Annotated in this window: 22 protein-coding genes; 17 read left to right on the top strand and 5 right to left on the bottom strand. The window is 74.1% G+C overall.

From position 1 onward, the window contains the following. The first annotated feature begins 477 nt into the window (after window positions 1–477). The 4 genes from ACIG3E_RS20820 to ACIG3E_RS20835 all read left to right on the top strand — a co-directional run bounded on the left by ACIG3E_RS20820 (window position 478) and on the right by ACIG3E_RS20835 (window position 3,107). On the top strand, window positions 478–786 hold the full coding sequence (locus tag ACIG3E_RS20820; protein ID WP_399618338.1) for a hypothetical protein: 309 nt from the start codon (window positions 478–480) through the stop codon (window positions 784–786). 294 nt (window positions 787–1,080) lie between these two features. Further along, complete coding sequence (locus ACIG3E_RS20825; RefSeq protein WP_399618341.1) at window positions 1,081–2,088, top strand: helix-turn-helix domain-containing protein; 1,008 nt, start codon at window positions 1,081–1,083, stop codon at window positions 2,086–2,088. A 75-nt stretch (window positions 2,089–2,163) separates the two neighbouring features. Continuing rightward, window positions 2,164–2,646, top strand: a complete 483-nt coding sequence (locus tag ACIG3E_RS20830) for a DUF456 domain-containing protein (RefSeq protein ID WP_399618344.1) — start codon at window positions 2,164–2,166, stop codon at window positions 2,644–2,646. 83 nt (window positions 2,647–2,729) lie between these two features. Next, complete coding sequence (locus tag ACIG3E_RS20835; protein ID WP_399618347.1) at window positions 2,730–3,107, top strand: PPOX class F420-dependent oxidoreductase; 378 nt, start codon at window positions 2,730–2,732, stop codon at window positions 3,105–3,107. Between the two features lie 150 nt (window positions 3,108–3,257). On the opposite strand, the gene ACIG3E_RS20840 is transcribed toward ACIG3E_RS20835, so the two are convergent. Beyond that, window positions 3,258–4,676, bottom strand: coding sequence for a bifunctional transcriptional activator/DNA repair enzyme AdaA (locus ACIG3E_RS20840; protein ID WP_399618350.1), 1,419 nt, complete (start codon window positions 4,674–4,676; stop codon window positions 3,258–3,260). 93 nt (window positions 4,677–4,769) lie between these two features. After that, window positions 4,770–5,900, bottom strand: coding sequence for a ribosome small subunit-dependent GTPase A (rsgA, locus tag ACIG3E_RS20845; protein WP_399618353.1), 1,131 nt, complete (start codon window positions 5,898–5,900; stop codon window positions 4,770–4,772). Window positions 5,901–6,287: 387 nt separating this feature from the next. On the opposite strand from rsgA, the gene ACIG3E_RS20850 reads away from it, so the two are divergent. Both ACIG3E_RS20850 and ACIG3E_RS20855 read left to right on the top strand, forming a co-directional pair. Further along, on the top strand, window positions 6,288–9,176 hold the full coding sequence (locus ACIG3E_RS20850) for a glycoside hydrolase family 2 TIM barrel-domain containing protein (protein ID WP_399618356.1): 2,889 nt from the start codon (window positions 6,288–6,290) through the stop codon (window positions 9,174–9,176). A 69-nt stretch (window positions 9,177–9,245) separates the two neighbouring features. Continuing rightward, on the top strand, window positions 9,246–9,659 hold the full coding sequence (locus ACIG3E_RS20855; protein ID WP_399618359.1) for a VOC family protein: 414 nt from the start codon (window positions 9,246–9,248) through the stop codon (window positions 9,657–9,659). On the opposite strand, the gene ACIG3E_RS20860 is transcribed toward ACIG3E_RS20855, so the two are convergent. Further along, window positions 9,602–10,411: a DUF6597 domain-containing transcriptional factor gene (locus tag ACIG3E_RS20860; protein WP_399618362.1), complete on the bottom strand. Its 810-nt coding sequence runs from the start codon at window positions 10,409–10,411 to the stop codon at window positions 9,602–9,604. The two genes, ACIG3E_RS20855 and ACIG3E_RS20860, sit on opposite strands and share 58 nt — an antisense overlap. A gap of 10 nt (window positions 10,412–10,421) precedes the next feature. Next, window positions 10,422–11,387, bottom strand: coding sequence for an AraC family transcriptional regulator (locus ACIG3E_RS20865; RefSeq protein ID WP_399618365.1), 966 nt, complete (start codon window positions 11,385–11,387; stop codon window positions 10,422–10,424). A gap of 80 nt (window positions 11,388–11,467) precedes the next feature. Here ACIG3E_RS20865 and ACIG3E_RS20870 point away from each other — a divergent pair, with 80 nt between their 5' ends. Beyond that, window positions 11,468–12,340, top strand: a complete 873-nt coding sequence (locus ACIG3E_RS20870; protein ID WP_399618368.1) for an NmrA family NAD(P)-binding protein — start codon at window positions 11,468–11,470, stop codon at window positions 12,338–12,340. Between the two features lie 21 nt (window positions 12,341–12,361). On the opposite strand, the gene ACIG3E_RS20875 is transcribed toward ACIG3E_RS20870, so the two are convergent. After that, complete coding sequence (locus ACIG3E_RS20875) at window positions 12,362–13,492, bottom strand: YihY/virulence factor BrkB family protein (RefSeq protein WP_399618371.1); 1,131 nt, start codon at window positions 13,490–13,492, stop codon at window positions 12,362–12,364. Between the two features lie 17 nt (window positions 13,493–13,509). Between ACIG3E_RS20875 and ACIG3E_RS20880 the strand changes: the two genes are divergently transcribed. The 10 genes from ACIG3E_RS20880 to ACIG3E_RS20925 all read left to right on the top strand — a co-directional run bounded on the left by ACIG3E_RS20880 (window position 13,510) and on the right by ACIG3E_RS20925 (window position 23,373). After that, window positions 13,510–15,144 (top strand): acyl-CoA dehydrogenase family protein, encoded by a 1,635-nt coding sequence (locus tag ACIG3E_RS20880; RefSeq protein WP_399618374.1) that lies wholly within the window; start codon window positions 13,510–13,512, stop codon window positions 15,142–15,144. A 279-nt stretch (window positions 15,145–15,423) separates the two neighbouring features. Then, complete coding sequence (locus ACIG3E_RS20885; protein WP_399618377.1) at window positions 15,424–16,725, top strand: GAF domain-containing protein; 1,302 nt, start codon at window positions 15,424–15,426, stop codon at window positions 16,723–16,725. Between the two features lie 109 nt (window positions 16,726–16,834). Continuing rightward, a complete protein-coding gene (locus ACIG3E_RS20890; RefSeq protein WP_399618380.1) occupies window positions 16,835–17,401 on the top strand; it encodes a GNAT family N-acetyltransferase in 567 nt (188 codons plus the stop codon). Window positions 17,402–17,583: 182 nt separating this feature from the next. Then, complete coding sequence (locus ACIG3E_RS20895; protein WP_318783855.1) at window positions 17,584–17,667, top strand: putative leader peptide; 84 nt, start codon at window positions 17,584–17,586, stop codon at window positions 17,665–17,667. A gap of 112 nt (window positions 17,668–17,779) precedes the next feature. After that, a complete protein-coding gene (locus tag ACIG3E_RS20900) occupies window positions 17,780–19,477 on the top strand; it encodes a nitrite/sulfite reductase (RefSeq protein ID WP_399618383.1) in 1,698 nt (565 codons plus the stop codon). A gap of 28 nt (window positions 19,478–19,505) precedes the next feature. Then, window positions 19,506–19,685 carry a hypothetical protein gene (locus tag ACIG3E_RS20905; protein ID WP_242725305.1) on the top strand — a complete coding sequence of 60 codons (180 nt, stop codon included), beginning with the start codon at window positions 19,506–19,508 and terminating at the stop codon, window positions 19,683–19,685. Then, window positions 19,682–20,401, top strand: a complete 720-nt coding sequence (locus tag ACIG3E_RS20910; RefSeq protein WP_399618387.1) for a phosphoadenylyl-sulfate reductase — start codon at window positions 19,682–19,684, stop codon at window positions 20,399–20,401. The genes ACIG3E_RS20905 and ACIG3E_RS20910 overlap by 4 nt, the downstream gene beginning before the upstream one ends. Next, window positions 20,398–20,964, top strand: a complete 567-nt coding sequence (gene cysC / locus ACIG3E_RS20915; RefSeq protein ID WP_399618390.1) for an adenylyl-sulfate kinase — start codon at window positions 20,398–20,400, stop codon at window positions 20,962–20,964. Before ACIG3E_RS20910 ends, cysC begins: the two co-directional genes overlap by 4 nt. 88 nt (window positions 20,965–21,052) lie before the next feature. Then, the gene (gene cysD / locus ACIG3E_RS20920) at window positions 21,053–22,024 is read left to right on the top strand and encodes a sulfate adenylyltransferase subunit CysD (RefSeq protein WP_399618393.1); all 972 of its coding nucleotides are present in this window, start codon (window positions 21,053–21,055) and stop codon (window positions 22,022–22,024) included. 2 nt (window positions 22,025–22,026) lie between these two features. After that, window positions 22,027–23,373 (top strand): sulfate adenylyltransferase subunit 1, encoded by a 1,347-nt coding sequence (locus ACIG3E_RS20925; protein ID WP_399618396.1) that lies wholly within the window; start codon window positions 22,027–22,029, stop codon window positions 23,371–23,373. Window positions 23,374–23,418 lie beyond the last annotated feature (45 nt).

Raw genomic sequence — 23,418 nt, forward strand, 5'->3', positions numbered from 1 at the left:
CCGAGCTCGGGGACGGGTGCGCTGGGCTCGGGGACGGGTGAGCCGGACTCGGGGACGGGTGCGCTGGGCTCGGGGACGGGTGAGCCGGACTCGGGGACGGGTGCGCTGGGCTCGGGGACGGGTCCGCCGAGCTCGGGGACGGGTGCGCTGGGCTCGGGGACGGGTGAGCCGGACTCGGGGACGGGTGCGCTGGGCTCGGGGACGGGTGAGCCGGACTCGGGGGCGGGCCCGCCGGGCTCGGTGACGGGTGCGCCGGGCTCGGTGGCAGGTGTGGGAGGCGGGGGTCCCGGGCTTGGCGCCTGGGGTTTCGGGCGCGATTCCCCGCGCAACTCCCCACGCGGATCCCCTCCCGATTCCCCCCGCGACTCCCGTCGCAGCTCGTCCCGCGACTCCGCTCGCGGCTCACCCCGCGACTCCCCCCAGGGAACCCCCCGTTGCCCCGGAACGTCGGGCGGCCTCGCGGGGGCGGGCGGTGGCGTGGGGGCGTCGTCGGCGGGGCCCACCCGGGGCGCGCTGCCCGCGGCGTACGCGGTGGGGTCCCTCGGCGGCAGTTCCCCCGCCGGGGCGGAGGGGCCGCCCCGGGAACCGACCGCGGGCTTCGCCGCGAACGTGCCCCTGGGGGGCGGGGCCCCGGGCCCCGCGCGGTGGTCGGGCGCGGCGGGCGGACCCTCGCCCACCGTGCCCGCCGCCGAGGCGAACCGGTCGTCCAGGGAATCGCCCGCGGCCGCAGGCCCCGTGTCGTCCTTCGCCTCGTCGTACAACTGCGCCCACCAGTCGACCTCCTGACCGGTGGGCCTCTCCCCCTGCTGGCTCATGCCCCTATTGTCCACAGCACAGGCCGTACGAAAACGGTGCATCCGGAAATTCCCACCAGCCCGGACGCCGGGCGGCGGGCGGTGGCGCGGGGTGCCGGGCGGGCCCACCCCCCACGGGAGGACCGCCCGGCGAGGAGGCCACCCTGGCAGAGCGGCGGGTGGTGCGGTGATGATGTTCGCGGCGGGTTCACGCCGTGGCCGGTTTCCGCCAGCCACGGGCAGAACGGCAGGAGCGCGCCGGAACGATCGGGGAGGGAGCCGCCGCATGCTGGCCGCTATTGGTCTGGACGAGACGCACGAGGCGGCGTACCGCGCCCTCGTGTCGGTCGGGGCGGCCGACGTGCCGGACCTGGCGCGCCGCCTCACGCTCGCCGAGCCGGACACGGAGCGGGCGCTGCGCCGGCTCGAACGGCACGGGCTCGCCGCGCAGGCGTCGGGCCGGGCCGGGCGCTGGGTGGCGGCGCCGCCCGGCGTGGCCCTGGGCGCGCTGCTCACCCAGCGGCGGCACGAGCTGGAGCAGGCGGAGCTCGCGGCGACGCTGCTCACCGAGGAGTACCGGGGCAGGGCGGCCGAGCCCACCGTGCACGACCTGGTCGAGGTGGTGACGGGCGCGGCCGCCGTCTCGCAGCGCTTCCTCCAGCTCCAGCTCGGCGCGAGCCGCGAGGTGTGCGCCCTGGTGACGGGCCGACCGGTCGCGGTGACCGGCCTGGAGAACGACGCGGAGGAACAGGCGGCGAGCCGGGGCGTCGCCTACCGCGTGGTGGTGGAGCGCGCGGTCCTCGCCGCGCCGACGGGCCTGACCGAGATCGCCGAGGCGATCGGGCGGGCCGAGCGGGTGCGGGTCGTGGACCGCGTACCGACGAAGCTGGTGATCGCGGACGGGTCGCTCGCGATGGTGCCGCTGACCACGCGGACGGCGGAGCCCGCGGCCCTCGTGGTGCACGCCAGCGGGCTCCTGGAGTCCCTCACGGGCCTGTTCGAGGCGGTGTGGCGGAGCGCGCTGCCGCTGCGGCTCGGCGAGGGCGGCACGGTGCGCGAGGCCGCGGACGGGCCCGACGGCACGGATCTGGAGGTCCTGTCGCTGCTGCTCGCCGGGATGACGGACGCGAGCGTGGCGAAGCAGCTGGACCTCGGCCTGCGTACCGTGCAGCGCCGGGTCAAGCGGCTGATGGAGCTGACGGGCGTGACGACCCGGCTCCAGCTCGGCTGGCACGCCTACGAACGGGGCTGGGTGGCCCGCGAGGCGGGCGCCCCGCGACCGGAGCGCGCGTAGCGGCCGGGCCCGGCGGCACGGGCGCCGGGACTAACGCGACCTGCGGTTTCGCGGCCGTTCCTGCACCCTGGGCAGATGGGAGCGTGGGAGCTCACGCTGGTCGGCGTGGTGATGCTGCTCGGCCTGTGCGGCGTGCTCGTGCCCGGCGTGCCCGGCTCGTGGCTGGTGTGGGCCGGGGTGCTGTGGTGGGCGCTCCAGGACCCGCACGGCCTGGCCTGGGGCGTCCTGGTGGGCGCGACCCTGGTGCTCCTGCTGTCCCGGGCGGTGCGCTGGCAGCTGCCGCCCCGGCGCCCGCGCGCGCCCGGGGCGGGCCGCCTGACCGCGTACGCGGGGGCCGGGGCGCTGCTCGGCTTCTGTCTGCTGCCCGTGCTCGGCGCCGCGCCCGGGTTCGTGGGCGGGATGTATCTGGCGGAGCGGCTGCGGCTCGGCGGGCGCGGCGAGGCCGTGACGGCGGTGCGCACGGCCCTGCGGGCGGGTGGCTGGAACGTGTTCGTGGAGCTGTACGCGTGTCTGCTGATCGTGGGGGCTTGGGTGGGCGCGGTGCTGGCCAGGGGGTGACGGGGACCGCGCGGGCTCCCGGGCCCCGCGACGTGGGCCGACGCGCCGGTGCGCGCGCCGGATCCGCGTGCCAGCCTCACCCCATGACCGAATTCAGCGCGGCCGAGCGCGCGTACCTGAAGTCCCAGCGTCTGGGCAGGCTCGCCACCGTCGACCCGCACGGGCAGCCGCAGGCCAACCCCGTCGGCTTCTTCCCGCAGGACGACGGCACGATCCTCATCGGCGGCTACGCGATGGGCACCACGAAGAAGTGGCGCAACCTCCAGGCCAATCCGAAGGTGGCGCTGGTCGTGGACGACATCGTCAGCGAACACCCGTGGCGGGTCCGCGGCGTGGAGGTGCGCGGCGAGGCGGAGCTGCTCACCGGCCCGCACGAGCTGGGGCCGCGGCTGAGCGAGGAGCTGATCCGCATCCACCCGAAGCGCATCCACAGCTGGGGCCTTGAGGAGGAGGCGGGGTGACGGTGGGTCAGGAGGCGGGCAGGGCGGCGAAGTTGGGACTATCCCCGGCTCCGGCCCCGGGCCCACGGGGGAGCTCCGGAGGCGGCGGGTCCGACACCCCGTCCCCCACCGGCGGCAGCCACGCGCGGCGCCGCGCCGGGCGGACCCGCCTCAGCCGGTGACCGAAGGCCCCAGCGGCTCAGGCGGCTCCGACGGCCCTGCCGACTCCCTCCGCGCCTGCGCACGCAAGTGCCGCACCGCGTAAGACCGCCAGGGCCGCCACGCGTCGTCCACCCGCTCGCCGGGCAGGGCCACGTCCGGGTCGCCCAGGGCCCGCATGCGGATGACGGCCGCCGCCGTCGCGTCCACGCCGTCCACGGCGCGCAGCCGCCGCTCGGCGTCGTCGCGGTCGGTGCCCGCGTCCAGGCGTACGACGCCCTCGGCGAGCGCGGCCGCCAGCGGCAGCCGGTCGGCCAGGGCCGCGGGCTCGGGGAAGACGTGGGTGAGGCCGCCGCACGGGGACGGCAGCGGCGTGCCGTACTCCGTCACGAGCCGCGCGGCGGCCTCCCGGCCCACGGCCGCGCGGATCGCGAACTCCTCGGGGTCCGCGGCGCCCGGCGAGCGCAGACCGGGCCGGGCGCGCACGAGCGGCGCGAGGCGGGGGTGCGTGCCGAGGCGGTCGTCGACGGCGTACGGATCGGCGTCCAGGTCGAACAGGCCGCGCAGGCGCTGGACGGCCGTGGTCAGGTCCCGCAGGTCCGTGAGGTGCAGCCGGGCCTCCAGCCAGCCGCTCTGCCCGGCGTCGCCGCGCCTGCGGGGGTCGCGCTCCTCGACGGCCACGATGCCCGAGGCGTGCGGGAGGCGCAGCGTGCGCCGGTAGGTGCGGGTGCCGCGCTCGCCGCGTACGTCCTCGACGCCGGGCAGCGCCTCGTCGGCGAGCAGGTCGAAGGCGGCGACGGCCTGGTAGGGCCCGCGGTAGGCGAGCCGCAGCGGGATGCCCGCGGCGGGCGTGGCCCGGCCGCCGCCCCGCTTGGGCGCGGCGGCGCGCAGCGCGGTGGGCGTCAGCTCGTACACGGCGCGGATGGTGTCGTTGAACTGCCGCACGCTGGCGAAGCCCGCCGCGAACGCGATCTCCGTGACCGGCAGGTCGGTGGTCTGCAGCAGCACCCGCGCGGTGTGCGCGCGCTGCGCCCGGGCGAGCGCGACGGGGCCCGCGCCCACCTCGGCGGTCAGCTGGCGCTGCACCTGCCGGGCGCTGTACCCGAGCCGCACCGCGAGCCCGCCGACGCCCTCGCGGTCCACGACGCCGTCGCCGATCATCCGCATGGCGCGGCCCACGACGTCCGCGCGCACGTTCCACTCCGCGGACCCCGGCACGGCGTCCGGACGGCACCGCCGACAGGCCCGGAAACCCTGGCTCTGCGCGGCGGCCGCCGTCGGATAGAACTTCACGTTCTGCCGCTTGGGCGTCACGGCGGGACAGCTCGGCCTGCAGTAGATCCCCGTCGTGGACACGGCGAAGAAGAACTCCCCGTCGAACCGGGCATCGCGGCTGCGGACGGCTTCGTACCTGGTGTCGAGATCGTTCACACGACCCAGTGTGAGCGGGGTGCCGAGCGCCGGCTAGCGGAAATCGGACACGAAGCTCCGGCCCGGGGGGGGGGCCGGGTCTCAGCGGGAGCGCTAGCGCAACCGCCCCCGCTTGGCCTCCATCGCGGCCTTGCCCTCGGCCCCCCGCCGCCGCCACTCCCGCCGCATCTCCGCCCGAACGCGCGCGTCCGTCTTCGCGACGATCCGCTGGTTCTCGCGCAGCAGCTTCCGGTAGCTGTCGAGCCGCCGCTGGTGCAGCGCCCCGTCCTCCAGGGCGGCGAGCACCGCGCAGCCGGGCTCCGCGACGTGCGCGCAGTCCTGGAAGCGGCAGTCCTCGGCCAGCTCCTCGATCTCGGAGAAGACCTGCCCGACGCCGCTGCCCGCGTCCCACAGGCCGACGCCGCGCAGCCCCGGCGTGTCGATGAGCACGCCGCCGCCGGGCAGCGGGATGAGGTTGCGGGTGGTGGTGGTGTGCCGCCCCTTGCCGTCGACGTCGCGGACGGCCTGTACGTCCATGACGTCCGCGCCCACGAGGGCGTTGGCGAGGGTCGACTTGCCCGCGCCGGACTGCCCGAGCAGGACGGAGGTGCCGCCGGAGACGACGGCGGCGAGCACGTCGACGCCGTCCCCGTGCGCCGCGCTGACGGCGATGACCGGCACGCCGGGCGCGGCGGTCTCCACGTCCTGCACGAGGTGGGCGAGGGAGGCGGCGTCGGGCACGAGGTCGGCCTTGGTGAGCACGACGACGGGCTGCGCGCCGGACTCCCAGCCGAGCGCGAGGAACCGCTCGACGCGCCCGAGGTCGAGCTCCGCGGCCAGGGACACGGCGATGACCGCGTGGTCGACGTTGGCGGCGAGGATCTGCCCCTCGGACCGCTTGGACGAGGTGGACCGCACGAACGAGGTGCGCCGCGGCAGGTAGTCGCGCACGTACCGCGGGTCGCCGCCGGGCGCGTCCACGGCCGCCCAGTCACCGGTGCAGATGACCCGCAGCGGGTCGTGCGGCGTGACGTACGTGGTGTCGGCCCGGACGACACCTTCCTCGGTGACGACCAGGTCGCAGCTGCCCCGGTCGACCCGGATCACCCGGCCGGGCAGCAGCCCGCGCTCCGCGTACGGCGCGAAGGCGGCCTCCCAGTCCTCGTCCCAGCCGTACGCGGCGAGCGCGTGGCCACCGGCGGCCGGGAAGGAGGAAGCGGAGGAGAAGGAAGAAGACGAAGACATGGAAGACAAGGGGGAGAACCCTTCACAAGGGCGGCCCCGGCCCGCGCACGACGGCGCGAAGAGATCGGGTCAGCCGGAGACCACAGAGGTGGATGTGATGACGAACGTCCGAACACGGGCAGCACCCATCGCAACGACAGCCATTGACCACACCTCCACTCACGACTCGACCTACGGTGGCGGGAGACGCCACCGGGGAACGGACAGGACTCTAGGCCCGTCCCCGGACAGCACGCCACCTGTTTTTCCGCGGACCGCCCGCGGGCCACCCGGCGGCCACCCGCCCGCCACCGCGGCGGCACCCGTCCAAGCGCCCCGGCAGAAATCCAACAACCCTCGGGGGGAAATGATTGAGCGGGCCCGGCTCGGCGCGTTCTGATGGGGGGTATGGAGCTCCCTTACCACGAGGACGTGTCCCCCGGTACCGGCGGTCTGCCGCCCCGTGCGTGGTACGCGGGGTCGGACGCCGCCGTGCTCTCGCTGAACGGAAGCTGGCGGTTCCGGCTCTCGCCCGGGGCCGCGGACCAGGACGAGTCGTTCGCCGCCGACGGGTTCGACGCGGCGGCCTGGGACGAGGTCGTGGTGCCCGGGCACTGGGTGCTGCAGGGCCACGGCGCGCCGATCTACACCAATCAGATGTATCCGTTTCCCGTGGACCCGCCGCGGGTGCCGACCGAGAATCCGACGGGTGACCACCTGCGCGGCTTCGACCTGCCCGCGGACTGGCCCGCCGACGGCGAGGCGACGCTGCGGTTCGACGGGGTCGACTCCTGTGCGCGGGTGTGGCTCAACGGCTCGCTCCTGGGCGAGTTCAAGGGCTCGCGCCTGCCGCACGAGTTCGCGGTGGGCGCGCTCCTCCGACCCCGCGACAACGTGCTCGCCGTGCGGGTGCACCAGTGGTCGTCGGGGTCGTATCTGGAGGACCAGGACCAGTGGTGGCTGCCGGGCGTCTTCCGGGACGTGACACTGCTGCACCGGCCCGAGGGCGCCGTGCGCGACCACTTCACGCACGCGTCGTACGACCACCGCGACGGGACGGGCACGCTCCGCGTGGAGTCGGACGTGGCGGGGCGCGTGACCGTGCCGGAGCTCGGCGTCGACGTCGCCACCGGCGAGAGCGTGACCGTGGCCGTGGAGCCGTGGTCGGCGGAGCGGCCGCGCCTGTACGACGGGGTCCTCGCCACGCCGGGCGAGCGGGTGCCGCTGCGCATCGGGTTCCGTACGGTCGCCCTCCAGGACGGGCTGATCACGGTCAACGGCCGGCCGATCCTGTTCCGCGGCGTGAACCGGCACGAGTTCCACCCGGAGACCGGCCGCGCCGTCGACCTCGACACGATGCGCACCGACGTCCGGCTGATGAAGCAGCACAACATCAACGCCGTCCGCACCGCCCACTACCCGCCCCACCCCGCCTTCCTCGACCTGTGCGACGAGCTCGGCCTGTGGGTCATCGACGAGTGCGACCTGGAGACGCACGGCTTCACGATGCGGCAGTGGCGCGGCAACCCGGTCGACGACGAGCGCTGGACCCCGGCGCTCCTGGACCGCGCGGCCCGCACCGTGGAGCGCGACAAGAACCACCCGTCGGTCGTCATCTGGTCGCTCGGCAACGAGTGCGGCACCGGGCGCGGCCTGACCGCCATGGCCGAGTGGATCCGCGCCCGCGACCCGGGGCGCCTGCTGCACTACGAGGGCGACCCGTCGTGCGCGGACACCGACATGTACTCGCGCATGTACGCCGACCACGCCGAGGTCGAGCGGATCGGCCGGCGCGAGGACGGCGGCCCGGCGGCGCGCCGCGAACTCCCCTTCATCCTGTGCGAGTACGCGCACGCGATGGGCAACGGCCCCGGCGGGCTGAGCGACTACCAGCGTCTCTTCGAGACGTACGAGCGGCTGCAGGGCGGGTTCGTGTGGGAGTGGGTCGACCACGGCCTGAAGCACCCCGTCTTCGGCTACGCCTACGGCGGTGACTTCGGCGAGGAGCTGCACGACGGGAACTTCGTCTGCGACGGCCTGTGCTTCCCCGACCGCAGGCCCTCGCCGGGCCTCACCGAGTACAAGCGGGTGATCCAGCCGGTGCGGTTCGCCTACGACGCGGACACCGGCACGGTCCGGGTGACCAATCTGTACGACTTCGCGGATCTGGCGGAGCTGTCCTTCGAGTGGACGTACCACTGCGACGGCGCGGACGACGACGTCCGTTCGGTCTCCGGGCCCCTGGACGTGCCGCCGGACCTCGGACCCGGCGAGAGCGTCGAGCTGAAGCTGCCCGAGCCGCCCGCCGCCGCGCGGAACGCCGAGACCTGGCTGCACCTGTCGGCCCTCGTCTGCGAGGAGACCAACTGGACGGCCCTCGACCACGCGGTGGCGTGCGCCGACTTCCCCGTCACCGCGCGCCCGCCCGTGCCGGTCGCCACGGGTGAGCGGCCGCGCCGCCGCGGCTACGACCTCACCCTCGGGCCCGGCCGCTTCGACGTGCGCACCGGCGAGCTGCGCGGCATCGGCGACGTCACGCTGATGTCCGCGCCCCGCCTGGACGTGTGGCGGGCGCCCACCGACAACGACGACGGCGCGCCGTGGCAGCCCGACACCCGCTACGGCCCGCTCTGGCGCGCGCTCGGCCTGCACCGCATGCACCACCGGCTCGACGGCCTCGACGTGGCCGAGGACGCGCTGACCGTGCGCACCCGCGTGGCGCCCGCCGCCCGTGGCCTCGCGCTGCGGACCGTCTACCGCTGGACCTCCGACGGCTCCGCCCTGCGCCTGGCCGTCTCGGTGACGCCGGAGGGCGACTGGGAGGTGCCGCTGCCCCGGCTCGGCGTGCGGCTCGGGCTCCCCTCCGGGTACGGCAGAGCCCGCTGGTTCGGCGGCGACGGCGAGGCGTACCCGGACACCCGGGCGGCCTCCCGCCTCGGCTGGTGGGCCTCGTGGGTGGAGCGGATGCAGACGCCGTATCTGCGGCCGCAGGAGAACGGGGCCCGCGCGGACGTGCGCTGGGCGGAGCTGCGCACGGACTTCGACGGGCCGGGGGTGCGGATCGTGGGCGACCCGGCGTTCTGGTTCACGGCGCGCCCGTGGAGCACCGAGGAGCTCGACGCCGCCGCGCACCGCACCGACCTCGTGCCCGGCGACACGGTGTGGGTCCATCTGGACCACGGCCAGCGCGGCATCGGCACCCAGTCGTGCGGCCCCGGCGTGCTGCCGCAGTACGAACTGCGCCCGGCCTTCGCGGAGTTCGCCCTCACCTTCTCGGTGGCCGGGCCGGGCCGGTGAGAGAGGCCCTTCCCGGGGGTGTCCGTTTCCTTCAAGACCGGGCGCGGGCGCCCCTCCTACGCTCCCGGTATGAACAGCGACAACAGCAGCACACCCCGCGTCACGCCCCGGCTCGACCTGATCGGCGTCGTCACCTCCGACATGGCGGCCTCGCTCGCCTTCTACCGCCGCCTCGGCCTCGTCTTCGCGCCCGGCTCCGAGGAGGCGCCGCACGTGGAGACCACCCTGCCGGGCGGTCTGCGGGTGGCCTTCGACACGGAGGACACCGTCCGGTCCTTCCACCCGGGCTGGCAGCCGCCCGCCGGGGCCGGGCGGCTCGGGCTCGCCTTCCACTGCGGTACGTCCGGGGGCGTGGACGCGGTGTACGAGGAGCTGGTGGCCGCGGGGTACCGCTCGGAGCTCAAGCCGTTCGACGCGCCGTGGGGTCAGCGGTACGCGGTGGTGCTCGACCCGGACGGCAATGGGGTTGATCTGTTCGCTTGACCTGCGGGTTCGTCGTGGCTGACCGCGCCCCTGGGAGTACTGCCGCGCAGCAGCGCCCCCAGGGACAGGCCCGTCAACTCCTTGACGTCGCGCGCCAGATGGGCCTGGTCGGCGAAGCCCGCGACGGCGGCGGTCTCGGCCTGGCCGAGGCCGCCGCGGGCCAGCGCGAGCGCCCGCTGGAGGCGCAGCACGCGCGCCAGCGTCTTGGGGCCGTAGCCGAAGGCGGGCAGCGCGCGGCGGTGCAGCTGCCGGGCGCCGAGCCCCACGGCGGCGGCCGTCTCGGCGACGCCGCGGCCCGCGTTCAGCCGCGCGACCACGCGGGTGAGCAGCGGGTCGGGCGCCGGGGCGCGGTCCGCGCGCTCATGGGCGAGTCGCTCCAGGGCGGCCGCCGGGTCGGCGGCGGCGTCCACGCGCGCGGTCAGCCGCCGGACCTCGGCGCCGCTCCACAGGTCGGCGAGGTCCACGCGCCGGTCCCGCAGCTCGTGCGCGGGGACGCCGAGGAGCGCGGGGGCCGTGCCGGGGGCGAAGCGGACGCCCACGTACCGGACGGGGGCCGTGGCGTCGGGCGCGTAGGCGCGGGTGTCGGGGCCCGCGACGAACAGCCTGCCCTCGGTCCACAGCAGGTCCATGCACCCGTCGGGCAGCACGGCGGAGCCGCCGGATGTCTTGGTCCACACGACGGCGCCGGGCAGCAGCGTCGAGCCCCGCTCGGCGTACCCGGCGGCGTCCTCGCCCCGCTCCTGTGCGGCCATGGTTCCCACGCTACGCCGCGCCCGTGCGGTGCTCCTGCGGGCTGACTCCGTACACCCGCTTGAAGGCGCTGGACAGGGCGAACGCGCTGCCGTAGCCGACCTTGCGGGCGATCGCGGCGATGGTCTGCTCGCTGTCGCGCAGCAGGTCGGCGGCGAGCGCGAGCCGCCAGCCGGTCAGATACGTCATCGGGGGCTCGCCCACGAGCTCGGTGAACCGGCGGGCCAGCGCGGCCCGTGACACGCCCGCCTCCGCGGCGAGCGAGGCCACCGTCCAGGCGTGCGCGGGATCGTCCTGGAGCCGCCGCAGGACGGGGCCGACCACCGGGTCGGCGAGGGCCCGGTACCAGGCGGGGGCCGCCGCCTCCGGGCGGGAGAACCACGCGCGCAGCGCCGCGATGAGCAGCAGGTCGAGCAGGCGGTCGAGGACCACGTCCTGGCCGGGCTCGTCCTTGCCGATCTCCTCGGCGAGGAACGGCGTGAGCGGGCAGTCCCACACCTCGGTGGGCAGCACGAGCAGCGGCGGCAGCGCGTCCAGGAGCCGCGCGGTGATCTCGCCCTGCATCTGGTACGTCCCGATCAGCATCTGGACGGGGCCGTCGGGCTGGCCCCACTCGCGCAGGCCGAAGGCCGCGTAGTGGCCGTCCGGCGCGCCGTTCAGGGGGGCGCAGGCCTGGCCGGGCCCGATCTCCGCGAGGGGCGCGGTGTCCCGCTCGCCCGCGACGCGGTAGTGGTCGGGGCCGCGCGCGATGGCCACGTCGCCGGGGCGGATCAGCTGGGGGGCGGCCGGGGCGGCGCCCCGGCCCGCCTCCGTGGCGGGGCCCTCGGGGACGATCCAGGCGTCGCCCTTGACCATGATCATGACCGAGACCGGCGCCTCGTCCGCGATGCGCACGGCCCACGGCGGCTCGAAGCACGCCCTGATCATGAAGGCCCCCCGTGCGCGCGGGCCCTCCAGCAAGCCTGCGAGTACGTCCATGGGGGCAGCGTAGACGCACGCGCATGCGGGTGAGTTCCTGACGGATGGCCGCGGGGCGCGGGCGGCGGTTGACTGCGGGCATGACGACGAACTCGCAGCACACGACGGACGACCCGACCACCGACGCCGCTCTGACGGTCCTCGTGACCGGGGCCACCGGACGCACCGGAAGCCGGGTCGCACAGGCGGCCCGCGCGGCGGGGCACACCGTGCGGGCCGCGTCCCGCTCCGGTGAGGTCCGCTTCGACTGGAACGAACGCTCTACTTGGGACGACGCGTTGCGCGGCGCCGACGCGGCCTACCTCGCCTACCTCCCGGACGTCGGCGCGCCCGGCGCCCCGGACGCCGTGGGCGCGCTCGCCCGGCGGGCCGCGGAGCTCGGCGTGGTCCACCTCGTCCTGCTCTCCGCGCGCGGCGAGGACCAGGCCCACGCCACGGAGCGCGCGCTCGCGGACTCCGGGGTGGCCCGCTGGACGGTCGTACGCGCCAGTTGGTTCGCGCAGAACTTCAGCGAGGGCCCGCTCGTCGACGGCCTGCGGGCCGGGGAGCTCGTCTTCCCCGCCGGGGAGGTCCTCGAACCGTTCGTCGACGTACGGGACATCGCGGACGTGGTGGTCGCGGTGCTCGCCGCCGGTGAGCGGTACGCCGGGCGGATCGTCGAGGTGAGCGGGGCGCGGCTGCTCTCCTTCCGGGACGCGGTGGCGGAGATATCCGCGACGATCGGAAGGCCGCTCGTCTATGTGCCGGTGGGGGCGCGCGAATATGGCGCGGCGCTCACGGACTTCGGCATTCCGGAGGAGGAAGCGGAATTCCTGATCGAGCTTTTCGAGACGAATCTGGACGGGCGCAACGCGCACGTTTCCGATGGGGTGCGGGACGTGCTCGGGCGGGAGCCGAGGGAATTCACCGCGTTCGTGCGCGAGGCGGCGGACGCGGGGGCCTGGAAGGCGTGACGCGGCCCCCGCGACGGCCTCCTAGGGCTCGGGTGAGTCGTCCCGTTTGGCGTGGTGCGCCCGCAGGCGGCCCGAGACGTCGTCCGGGGGCAGGAAGCGGGACCAGCGCTCGGGGAACTCCGAGGGCATGTCGGGGTCGTCGGGGTCCTCCTCGGCCCGCGCGGCGGCGGCCCGGGCGATGAGCTCGGCCGCCTTGGCCTCCTTGACCCGGTCCTGCGCGGCCCGGGCCGCCGCCGTCTGGAGCGACGGCCAGACCCGGTCGATCGCCGCGTTGACGGCGGCGCCGACGAGGACGGCGAAGGCGGACACGCCGATCCACAGGAGGACGGCGACGGGCGCCGCGAGGGAGCCGTAGATGGTGGGCCCCTCCACCGTGCTCGTCAGATAGATGCGCAGCAGGAAGCTGCCGAGCACCCACATGCCGAGCGCGATGAGCGCGCCCGGCATGTCCTCCACCCAGGGCGAGCGCACCGGGACGGACACGTGGTAGAGCGTGGTCAGGAAGACCACGGAGAGCAGGATCACCACGGGCCAGTACAGGATCTGGACGATCGTCGTGGAGCCCGGGACCAGCTTCACCACCGCGTCCGGACCCGCCACCATCAGCGGCAGCGCCACCGAGCCGATGACGAGCGCCACGAGGAAGAGCCCGAAGGCGAGCAGCCGGGTCTTGACGATGCCGCGGGCGCCGTCGAGTCCGTACATGACGGTGATGGTGTCGATGAAGACGTTGACGGCGCGGGATCCCGACCACAGGGCGAAGAGGAACCCTATCGAGACGACGTCCGGGCGGCCGACCTTCATGACGTCCTCGAGGATCGGCTGGGCGATCTCGCGCACGCCCTTCTCGGACAGGATCGTGCGGGACGCCTCCAGGATGTTGTTCTCGACGCTGTCGATGGTGTGGGCGCCGGTCCACCGGTCCACGTACGCGAGCAGCCCGATGAGGCTGAGCAGCAGCGGCGGCACGGACAGCAGGGTGAAGAACGCCGCCTCCGCCGCGAGGCCCAGGATGCGGTACTCGATGCAGGAGTTGACGGTGTCCTTCAGAAGCAGCCAGGCGGTCCTGCGCTTGGAGACGTTGCGGTAAAGAGCGCGGGCCCGGTTCCAGCGGCCCGGTGGGCGCCCGGGTGTTTCTTTTGCCTGGTGCACCTCCTTACCGTAGCGGCATGGCAGCCACCACCCACACAGTGACCAACCAGGCTCCGCCCCTGGTGGGATATGACGTCTTCACGTGCGACCGGGCTCTGGCCGAGGGGGTCGAACGTCATCTCGACCCGGCGCTCCTCGACGGCGCCCGCGCGGAGCTCTCGTTGCTCGGGCGTACCGCGGGGTCCGCGCAGGCGCAGGAGTGGGGGACGCTCGCCAACGAGAACCCGCCCGTTCTGCACACGCACGACCGTTATGGGAACCGTGTCGACGAAGTCGCCTTTCACCCGGCGTGGCACCGGCTGCTCGGCAAGGCCGTGGCGGCGGGCCTCACCTCCGCCTGGAACAGACCGGGCGGGCACGTGCGGCGCGCGGCCGGGTTCCTGGTGTGGACGCAGGCCGAGGCCGGGCACGGGTGCCCGGTGTCGATGACGCACGCGGCGGTCCCGGCCCTGCGCACCGACCCGGCGCTTGCCGCCGAGTGGGAGCCGCTCCTGACGTCCACCGTGTACGACGACGGGCTGCGGCCCGCCGCACAGAAGGCGGGCGCGCTCTTCGGCATGGGAATGACGGAGAAGCAGGGCGGAAGCGACGTCCGCGCGAATACGACGCGCGCGACCGCGCTTTCCGAGGAGGGCACGTACGAACTCGTCGGGCACAAGTGGTTCTGTTCCGCTCCCATGTCCGACGGATTCCTGGTGCTCGCCCAAGCGGAATCCGGCCTCACCTGTTTTCTCGTGCCCCGAGTTCTGGGCGACGGTTCGCGGAACGCGTTCGCCCTTCAGCGGTTGAAGAACAAACTCGGAAACCGCTCCAACGCCTCCAGCGAGGTCGAGTTCGACGGGACCTGGGCGCGGCGGGTCGGGGAGGAGGGGCGCGGGGTGCGCACCATCATCGAGATGGTGGCGGCGACCCGGCTCGACTGCGTGATCGGCTCGGCGGCGCTGATGCGCCAGGCCGTGGCGCAGGCCGTGCACCACGCAACGTACCGGGAGGCGTTCGGCGGCAAGCTCGTCGACAAGCCGCTCATGCGCAACGTGCTCGCGGACCTGGCCCTGGAGTCGGAGGCGGCGACGACGCTCGCGCTGCGCCTCGCGGCCGCGTACGACGACGACAGCGAGCGCGAGCAGGCCTTCCTGCGGCTCGCGGTGCCCGCCGCCAAGTACTGGGTGACCAAGCGGTGCACGCCGCTGGCCGCGGAGGCCCTGGAGTGCCTGGGCGGCAACGGCTACGTGGAGGACTCGGGCCTGCCGAGGCTGCTGCGCGAGTCGCCGCTGAACTCGATCTGGGAGGGCTCGGGCAACGTCCAGGCCCTGGACGTGCTGCGCGCGCTCCAGCGGGAGCCGCTGGCCCTGAACGCGTTCCTGGAGGAGGTGGGCGCGGCCCGCGGCGCCGACCACCGCCTGGACGCGGCGATCAAGAACCTGCTGACCGAGCTCGCCGACCTGGAGGGCATCGAGGGGCGGGCGCGGCGGCTCGTCGAGCGGATGGCGCTCGTGCTCCAGGGCTCGCTGCTCGTGCGGTACGCGCCGCCCGCCGTGGCGGACGCGTTCTGTGCCTCGCGGCTCGGCGGGGACTGGGGCGCGGCGTTCGGCACGCTGCCGCACAGCCTGGACCTGGGGGCGGTCGTGGAGCGGGCGGCCGTGCACCTCTGACGGGCGGCCGCGGGCCGCTGAGCGGCCCTGTCACGGGGGTGGTGCTGCGCCGACACGGCACCACCCCCGGTCTTCAGGTCCCCGTCGGGACGGGCGCCGCGCGAGGCGGCGTGCTGCCAAGTTTTGGACACCGCACGACTGTTCGCCAGAGTTGCAGGGGGTTGCAACTCCGGTCTTCGACAACACGGCCGAGGCATGTCCTTAGGCCTGCCCCTACGGGCACGATGAGTACGTGTCCCCTCTGTGTGGGCCTGCTCAAAGAGCGGGAGGAAACCGGTGATGAACGCGCACGCCACCTTCGACCTGGAGCGGCTCGCCGCCGCGAACACCGCCCAGGCCACGCGGGCGATCCTGGAGATGCGGGACGCCCGGATCACGGGGCAGCGCGCCAGGTTCGGGCCCCGGCCCGTCATCGGCGCGTCCTGGGACCGGATGCTGGCGACCGGCGTCGACCCCGAGCGGGACTTCCGCTCGGGCGTCCTCAGCACGGACGAGGTGGAGCGGCGGCGGCAGGCCTCGCCCCTCAGAACCGTCCTGCCGGTGCTGCGCGAGGGGCTGCTGTCCGTCGCGGACGTGGCGCAGCACATCATGGTGATCGCGGACGCCGACGGGCGGCTGCTGTGGCGCGAGGGCAACAGGTCCGTGCTCAGGATGGCCGACGGGCACGGCTTCGACGTCGGCGCCGACTGGCGCGAGACCGTGGTCGGCACCAACGGCGTGGGCACCTCGATCGTCACCCGGCGCCCCGTCCAGGTCTTCGCCGCCGAGCACTTCGTGCGCTCGCACCACCCGTGGACGTGCACGGGCGCGCCCATCACCGACCCGCGCGACGGGCGGCTGCTCGGCGTCGTCGACATCAGCGGCCCGCTGGACACCATGCACCCGGCGACGCTCGCCCTGGTCTGCTCGGTCGCCAAGCTCGCCGAGGCCCGGCTGCGCGAGGGGCATCTGACCGCCCTGGACCGGCTGCGCTCGGTGGCGGCGCCGCTCCTCGCCCGCCTCGACGGGCGCGCGGTGGCGGTGGACGCGCACGGCTGGACCGCGGCGGTCACCGGGATGCCGCCGGTGGACCGGGTCACCCTGCCCAAGTCCCTCACGGACGGCCGGGCGTGGCTGCCCTCGCTCGGCCGCTGCGCGGTGGCGCCGCTGCCCGGCGGCTGGCTGCTGCGCGTGGAGGACGACGAGGCCGCCGCGGCCGCCACCTCGGCCACCACCCGGGTGGTGGTGGACGTCAGCGGGGCGCACCGCTGGACGGTCACCGTCACCAGCAGCGCGGGCTGCTGGACCCACGAACTGTCGCCGCGCCACGCCGAGTTGCTCTATCTGCTCGCCACGCAGCGGGCGGGGCGCAGCGCGGCGGGCCTGGCCGCCGACCTGTTCGGCGACCCCGGCCGCACGGTGACCGTGCGCGCCGAGCTGTCCCGCGTCCGGCGCTATCTGGGCGGCCTCGTCGCGCACCGCCCCTACCGCTTCCACGAGGAGGCGGACGTCGATCTCGTACTCCCCGACGACGTGACGCGGCTGCTTCCGCACTCCACGGCCCCGGCGGTGATCCGGGCCCGGGCGGGCGCGGAGCCCTGACGGCGCCGGGCGCGCCCGCAGCCGCACCCCCGCCGGGGTGACACGAGTCATTCGGCGTGCCCCGGCCCCTCGTGGCGGTCCCGGGCGGCCCCGTGATTCCCTGGCCGCCATGAGCATCACTGTCACCACCTGGTCCCTGGAGCAGACCGCTCCCACCGATCTGCTGCCCGCCGCCGCACCGGAGGGCGACGTACGGATCGTGCGGGCCGAGGTGCCCTCGCCCGAGTTCAGCCGGTTCCTGTACTGCGCCGTCGGCGGCGACATCCAGTGGATCGACCGCCTCTCGCTCAGCTACGAGCAGTGGCAAGAGCATCTGACGCGGCCGGGCGTGGAGACGTGGGTGGCGTACGAGAAGGGCACACCGGCGGGGTACGTCGAGCTCGACCCGCAGGACGACGGGGTGGTGGAGATCGTCTACTTCGGCCTCCTCCCGGCCTTCCGGGGGCGGCGCATCGGCGGCCACCTCCTGGCGTACGGCACGGCGCGGGCCTGGGACCTGGCCGAGCGGTGGCCGGAGCGGGTGCCCACGAAGCGGGTGTGGCTGCACACGTGCAGCCTCGACGGTGAGCACGCCATGGACAACTACACGCGGCGCGGGTTCAAGCTCTTCCGCACGGAGACGGCGGAGCAGCCGGAGCAGCCCACGCCGGGGCCGTGGCCGGGGGCGTACGCGTAGCCGCGCCTGGCTTGCCCCGCCTTTTCGGCGCTCCGCGCCTCGTCCTCAAAAAACGCCGGACGGGCTGGATGGTGCCGCTTGCGGCTGCATTTCAGCCCCTCGCCGTCCACTATACGAGACAACTTCGTCCAGAATGCAGACAGTGGTGGACGGTCCGGAAAGGCGCGTGCCACGCTTTCGCCATGTCTCGAGCTGGAATCGCCTTGGTGAGTCGACGTCACGTCGACCTCGTCCGCGTGTCCAGCGCCATGTGTCCGGCGAGCTGAGAGACCCAGCACCGCCGCTTTCCCTGTACTGACCCCCTCCCCGCGCACCACCGCGCCTTCGCGCGAGTGCGCAGGTCAGAGCCGCTCTCAGTCTGCTGTGAAGGACGTACCCATGGCCACCGCCCCGGACCGATCCACGCCTGCCGCACCCCGTCGCAAGGCGGGCCGCCACCGCGGCGAGGGCCAGTGGGCCGCCGGTCACTTCACGCCGCTGAACGGCAACGAGCAGTTCAAGAAGGACGACGACGGTCTCAATGTGCGGACACGCATTGAGACGATCTACTCCAAGCGCGGCTTCGACTCCATCGACCCCAACGACCTGCGCGGCCGGATGCGCTGGTGGGGCCTCTACACCCAGCGCAAGCCCGGGATCGACGGCGGCAAGACCGCGATCCTGGAGCCCGAGGAGCTGGACGACGAGCACTTCATGCTGCGGGTCCGGATCGACGGCGGGCGGCTCACCACCGAGCAGCTGCGCGTGATCGGCGAGATCTCGCAGGAGTTCGCGCGCGGCACCGCCGACATCACCGACCGGCAGAACATCCAGTACCACTGGATCCGCATCGAGGACATGCCGGAGATCTGGCGTCGTCTGGAGGGCGTGGGCCTGTCCACGACGGAGGCCTGCGGCGACACCCCGCGCGTCATCCTGGGCTCGCCCGTCGCGGGGATCGCCGAGGACGAGATCATCGACGGCACGCCCGCGATCGACGAGATCCACCGCCGCATCGTGGGCAACCCGGCCTTCTCGAACCTGCCGCGCAAGTTCAAGTCGGCGATCTCCGGCTCGCCGCTGCTCGACGTGGCGCACGAGATCAACGACATCGCGTTCGTGGGCGTGCGCCACCCCGAGCGCGGGCCCGGCTTCGACCTGTGGGTCGGCGGCGGCCTGTCCACCAACCCCAAGATCGGCCAGCGCCTTGGCGCCTGGGTGCCCCTCGACGAGGTGGCGGACGTCTTCGAGGGCGTCATCTCGATCTTCCGTGACTACGGCTACCGCAGGCTGCGCACCCGCGCCCGGCTCAAGTTCCTCCTCGCCGACTGGGGCGTCGAGAAGTTCCGCCGGGTCCTGGAGGACGAGTACCTGCTGCGCAAGCTCGTCGACGGGCCCGCGCCCGAGCAGCCCCTGCAGCGCTGGCGCGACCACGTGGGCGTGCACCGGCAGCGGGACGGCAACTACTACGTGGGCTTCGCCCCGCGCGTCGGCCGCGTCGACGGCACCACCCTGACGAAGATCGCCGACCTCGCCGCCGGGCACGGCTCGGGCCGCCTCCGCACCACCGCCGAGCAGAAGATGATCGTCCTCGACGTGGCCGAGGACCAGGTCGCGTCCCTGGTGGCGGGCCTGGAGTCGCTCGACCTCACGGTACGGCCCTCCCCCTTCCGGCGCGGCACCATGGCCTGCACGGGCATCGAGTTCTGCAAGCTCGCCATCGTCGAGACGAAGGCGCGCGGCGCCTCGCTCATCGACGAACTGGAGCGCCGCGTCCCGGACTTCGACGAGCCGATCACCATCAACATCAACGGCTGCCCGAACGCCTGCGCCCGCATCCAGGTCGCCGACATCGGCCTCAAGGGCCAGCTCGTCCTGGACGAGAACGGCGACCAGGTCGAGGGCTTCCAGGTGCACCTGGGCGGCGCGCTCGGCCTGGAGGCCGGGTTCGGCCGCAAGGTGCGCGGCCTGAAGGTGACCTCCGCCGCCCTGCCGGACTACATCGAGCGCGTGCTCAAGCGCTTCCAGGCGGAGCGCGCGGACGGCGAGCGGTTCGCCGCCTGGGCCGCGCGGGCCGACGAGGACGCCCTGTCGTGAGCGCCGCGAGCGAGACGAGGACCACACCATGAGCGAGCGGGCCGCCCCCTTCTACTGCCCCTACTGCGGCGACGAGGACCTGCGTCCGAGTGAACAGGGCCATGGCGCATGGGAATGCGCGGCGTGCAACCGTGCCTTCCAACTGAAGTTCCTCGGGTTGCTCACCCGTGGACTTCGGCGGAACGACGGCGGAGAGGCAGCGATATGACGACCATTCAGCAGGTGCGGGGCGACACCCCCGCCGACGCGTTGCGGGCGCTCGCCGAGCAGGCCGGGCGCGACCTGGAGGACGCCTCCGCGCTGGAGATCCTCACCTGGGCGGCCGACACCTTCGGCGCCCGCCTCTGCGTGACCTCGTCGATGGAGGACGCGGTGGTCGCCCACCTCGCCTCCCGCGCGCGCCCCGGCGTGGACGTGGTGTTCCTCGACACCGGCTACCACTTCCCGGAGACCATCGGCACCCGCGACGCCGTCGAGGCCGTGATGGACGTCAACGTCCTCACCCTGACGCCGGTCCAGACCGTGGCCGAGCAGGACGCCGAGTACGGCCCGCGGCTGCACGACCGCGACCCCGACCTGTGCTGCGCGCTGCGCAAGGTCAAGCCCCTGGAGGACGGCCTCGCGCCCTATCTGGCGTGGGCCACGGGGCTGCGCCGCGACGAGTCGCCGACCCGCGCGCACACGCCCGTCGTCGGCTGGGACGACCGGCGCCGCAAGGTGAAGGTCTCCCCCATCGCCCGCTGGACACAAGCCGACGTGGACGCCTACGTCACCGAGCACGGCGTGCTCACCAACCCGCTGCTCATGGACGGCTACGGCTCCGTGGGCTGCGCCCCGTGCACCCGGCGCCTCCTCGACGGCGAGGACGCGCGCGCGGGCCGCTGGGCCGGGCGGACCAAGACCGAATGCGGGCTGCACGGATGACCGCCCCCCGACCCGTCCAGGAGACCGACGTGACCGGAGCCACCGTCTGGCTCACCGGCCTGCCGAGCGCGGGCAAGACCACCATCGCGTACGAACTGGCGCGCACCCTGCGCGAGCGGGGCCGCGCGGTCGAGGTGCTCGACGGCGACGAGATCCGCGCGTTCCTCTCGGCGGGCCTCGGCTTCGACCGCGCGGACCGCGACACCAACGTGCAGCGCATCGGCTTCGTCGCCGAGCTCCTCGCCCGCAACGGCGTGCTCGCGCTCGTCCCCGTGATCGCCCCGTTCGCGGACAGCCGCGAGGCGGTGCGCAAGCGCCACCAGGCGGGCGGCACCGCCTACTTGGAGGTGCACGTCGCCACGCCGGTGGAGGTGTGCTCCGTACGCGACGTGAAGGGCCTGTACGCCAAGCAGGCCGCGGGCGAGCTGTCCGGACTCACCGGCGTCGACGACCCGTACGAGGAGCCCGAGTCGCCCGACCTGCGCCTGGCGTCCCAGGACCAGACGGTGCGGGAGTCCGCCGCGGCCGTCCTGGCGCTGCTGACGGAGAGGGGTGTCGTATGAGCGCGCCGACGACGGCCGCCCGGCCGCTGCCGACGATGCCCGCACCCGTGCGCCGCGCGGGCGCAGAAGCCAACGAGAGGGTCACCGCATGACGACCGCCGCCGCCGCGACCGAGGACGCGTCGCAGCCCGAGCGGACCCCGGCCGCCCAGGAGGCCGAGGGGCCCTACGCGCTCAGCCACCTGGACGCCCTGGAGTCCGAGGCCGTCCACATCTTCCGTGAGGTGGCGGGCGAGTTCGAGCGGCCGGTGATCCTGTTCTCCGGCGGCAAGGACTCCATCGTCATGCTGCGCCTGGCGCTGAAGGCCTTCGCCCCGGCCGCGGTGCCCTTCTCGCTGCTCCACGTCGACACCGGGCACAACTTCCCCGAGGTCATCGAGTACCGCGACCGCGTGGTCGCCGCGCACCGGCTGCGCCTTCACGTGGCGTCCGTGCAGGACTACATCGACCGCGGCGTGCTCAAGGAGCGCCCCGACGGCACCCGCAACCCGCTCCAGACGCTGCCGCTCACGGAGAAGATCGCCGCCGAGCGCTTCGACGCGGTCTTCGGCGGCGGCCGCCGCGACGAGGAGAAGGCCCGCGCCAAGGAGCGGGTGTTCTCGCTGCGGGACGAGTTCTCGCAGTGGGACCCGCGCCGCCAGCGGCCCGAGCTGTGGCAGCTCTACAACGGCCGGCACGCCCCGGGCGAGCACGTGCGCGTCTTCCCGCTGTCCAACTGGACCGAGCTGGACGTGTGGCAGTACATCGCCCGCGAGGGGATCGAGCTGCCCGAGATCTACTTCGCCCACGAGCGCCCGGTCTTCCTGCGCGGCGGCATGTGGCTGACCGCCGGGGACTGGGGCGGCCCCAAGGACGGCGAGGACGTCGAGACCCGCCGGGTCCGCTACCGCACCGTCGGCGACATGTCCTGCACCGGGGCGGTCGACTCCGACGCGAGCACGCTGGAGGCCGTCATCGCGGAGATCGCGGCGTCCCGGCTCACCGAGCGCGGCGCGACCCGGGCCGACGACAAGCTCTCCGAGGCCGCGATGGAAGACCGCAAGCGCGAAGGGTACTTCTAACCATGACCAGCACCACCGCGGGCCAGCTCGCCGGGCCCTTCGCCACCACCCTGCTGCGCTTCGCCACCGCGGGCTCCGTCGACGACGGCAAGTCCACCCTGGTCGGCCGCCTCCTGCACGACTCCAAGTCGGTCCTCGCCGACCAGCTGGAGGCCGTCGAGCACGCCTCGCGCAGCCGCGGCGCCGAGGGGCCCGACCTGGCGCTGCTCACCGACGGCCTGCGGGCCGAGCGCGAGCAGGGCATCACCATCGACGTGGCGTACCGCTACTTCGCGACCCCGCGCCGCCGGTTCATCCTGGCCGACACGCCGGGCCACGTGCAGTACACCCGGAACATGGTCACCGGCGCCTCCACCGCCGACCTCGCCGTGGTCCTGGTCGACGCGCGCAACGGCGTGATCGAGCAGACCCGCCGCCACGCCGCGGTGGCCGCCCTCCTGCGCGTGCCGCACGTGGTGCTCGCGGTGAACAAGATGGACCTCGTCGCGTACGCGGAGCCGGTCTTCGCGAAGATCGCCGAGGAGTTCACCGCGTACGCCACGGAGCTGGGCGTCCCGGAGGTCACCGCGATCCCGATCTCGGCGCTCGCCGGGGACAACGTGGTGGAGCCGTCCTCGAACATGGACTGGTACGGCGGCCCGACCGTCCTGGAGCACCTGGAGACCGTGCCGGTCAGCCACGACCTGACGGGCTGCCACGCGCGCCTGCCGGTGCAGTACGTGATCCGGCCGCAGACCGCCGAGCACCCCGACTACCGCGGCTACGCGGGGCAGATCGCCGCGGGCACCTTCCGCGTCGGCGACGAGGTGACGGTGCTGCCGTCGGGGCGCACCACGAAGGTCGCGGGCATCGACCTCCTGGGCAGGGCGGTGGACGTGGCGTGGACGCCGCAGTCCGTGACCGTGCTCCTGGAGGACGACCTCGACGTCTCACGTGGTGACATGATCGTCCCGAGCAGTGATACGCCGACGGCCACCCAGGACATCGCCGCCACCGTCTGCCACGTCGCCGACGCGCCCCTGCGCGTGGGCCAGCGGGTGCTGCTCAAGCACACCACCCGCACGGTCAAGGCGATCGTGAAGCAGATCCCGTCGCGGCTCACCCTGGACGACCTGTCGCAGCACCCGAACCCGGGGCTCCTCGCCGCCAACGACATCGGCCGCGTCCTGGTGCGCACCGCCGAGCCGCTCGCGCTCGACGCGTACGCCGACTCGCGCCGCACCGGCTCCTTCCTCCTGATCGACCCGGCGGACGGCACGACGCTCGCCGCCGGGATGGCGGGCGAGGCCTTCGCCAAGGCCGAGGCGCCCGCGTCGGCCGCGGACGACGAAGAAGGGTGGGACTTCTGACCGTGTCCTCTCCCGATGTCTTCTCGACCTTCGCGAAGGAGGGCG

It is taken from the genome of Streptomyces sp. NPDC053474, from assembly GCF_044544845.1.
Taxonomy (GTDB): domain Bacteria; phylum Actinomycetota; class Actinomycetes; order Streptomycetales; family Streptomycetaceae; genus Streptomyces.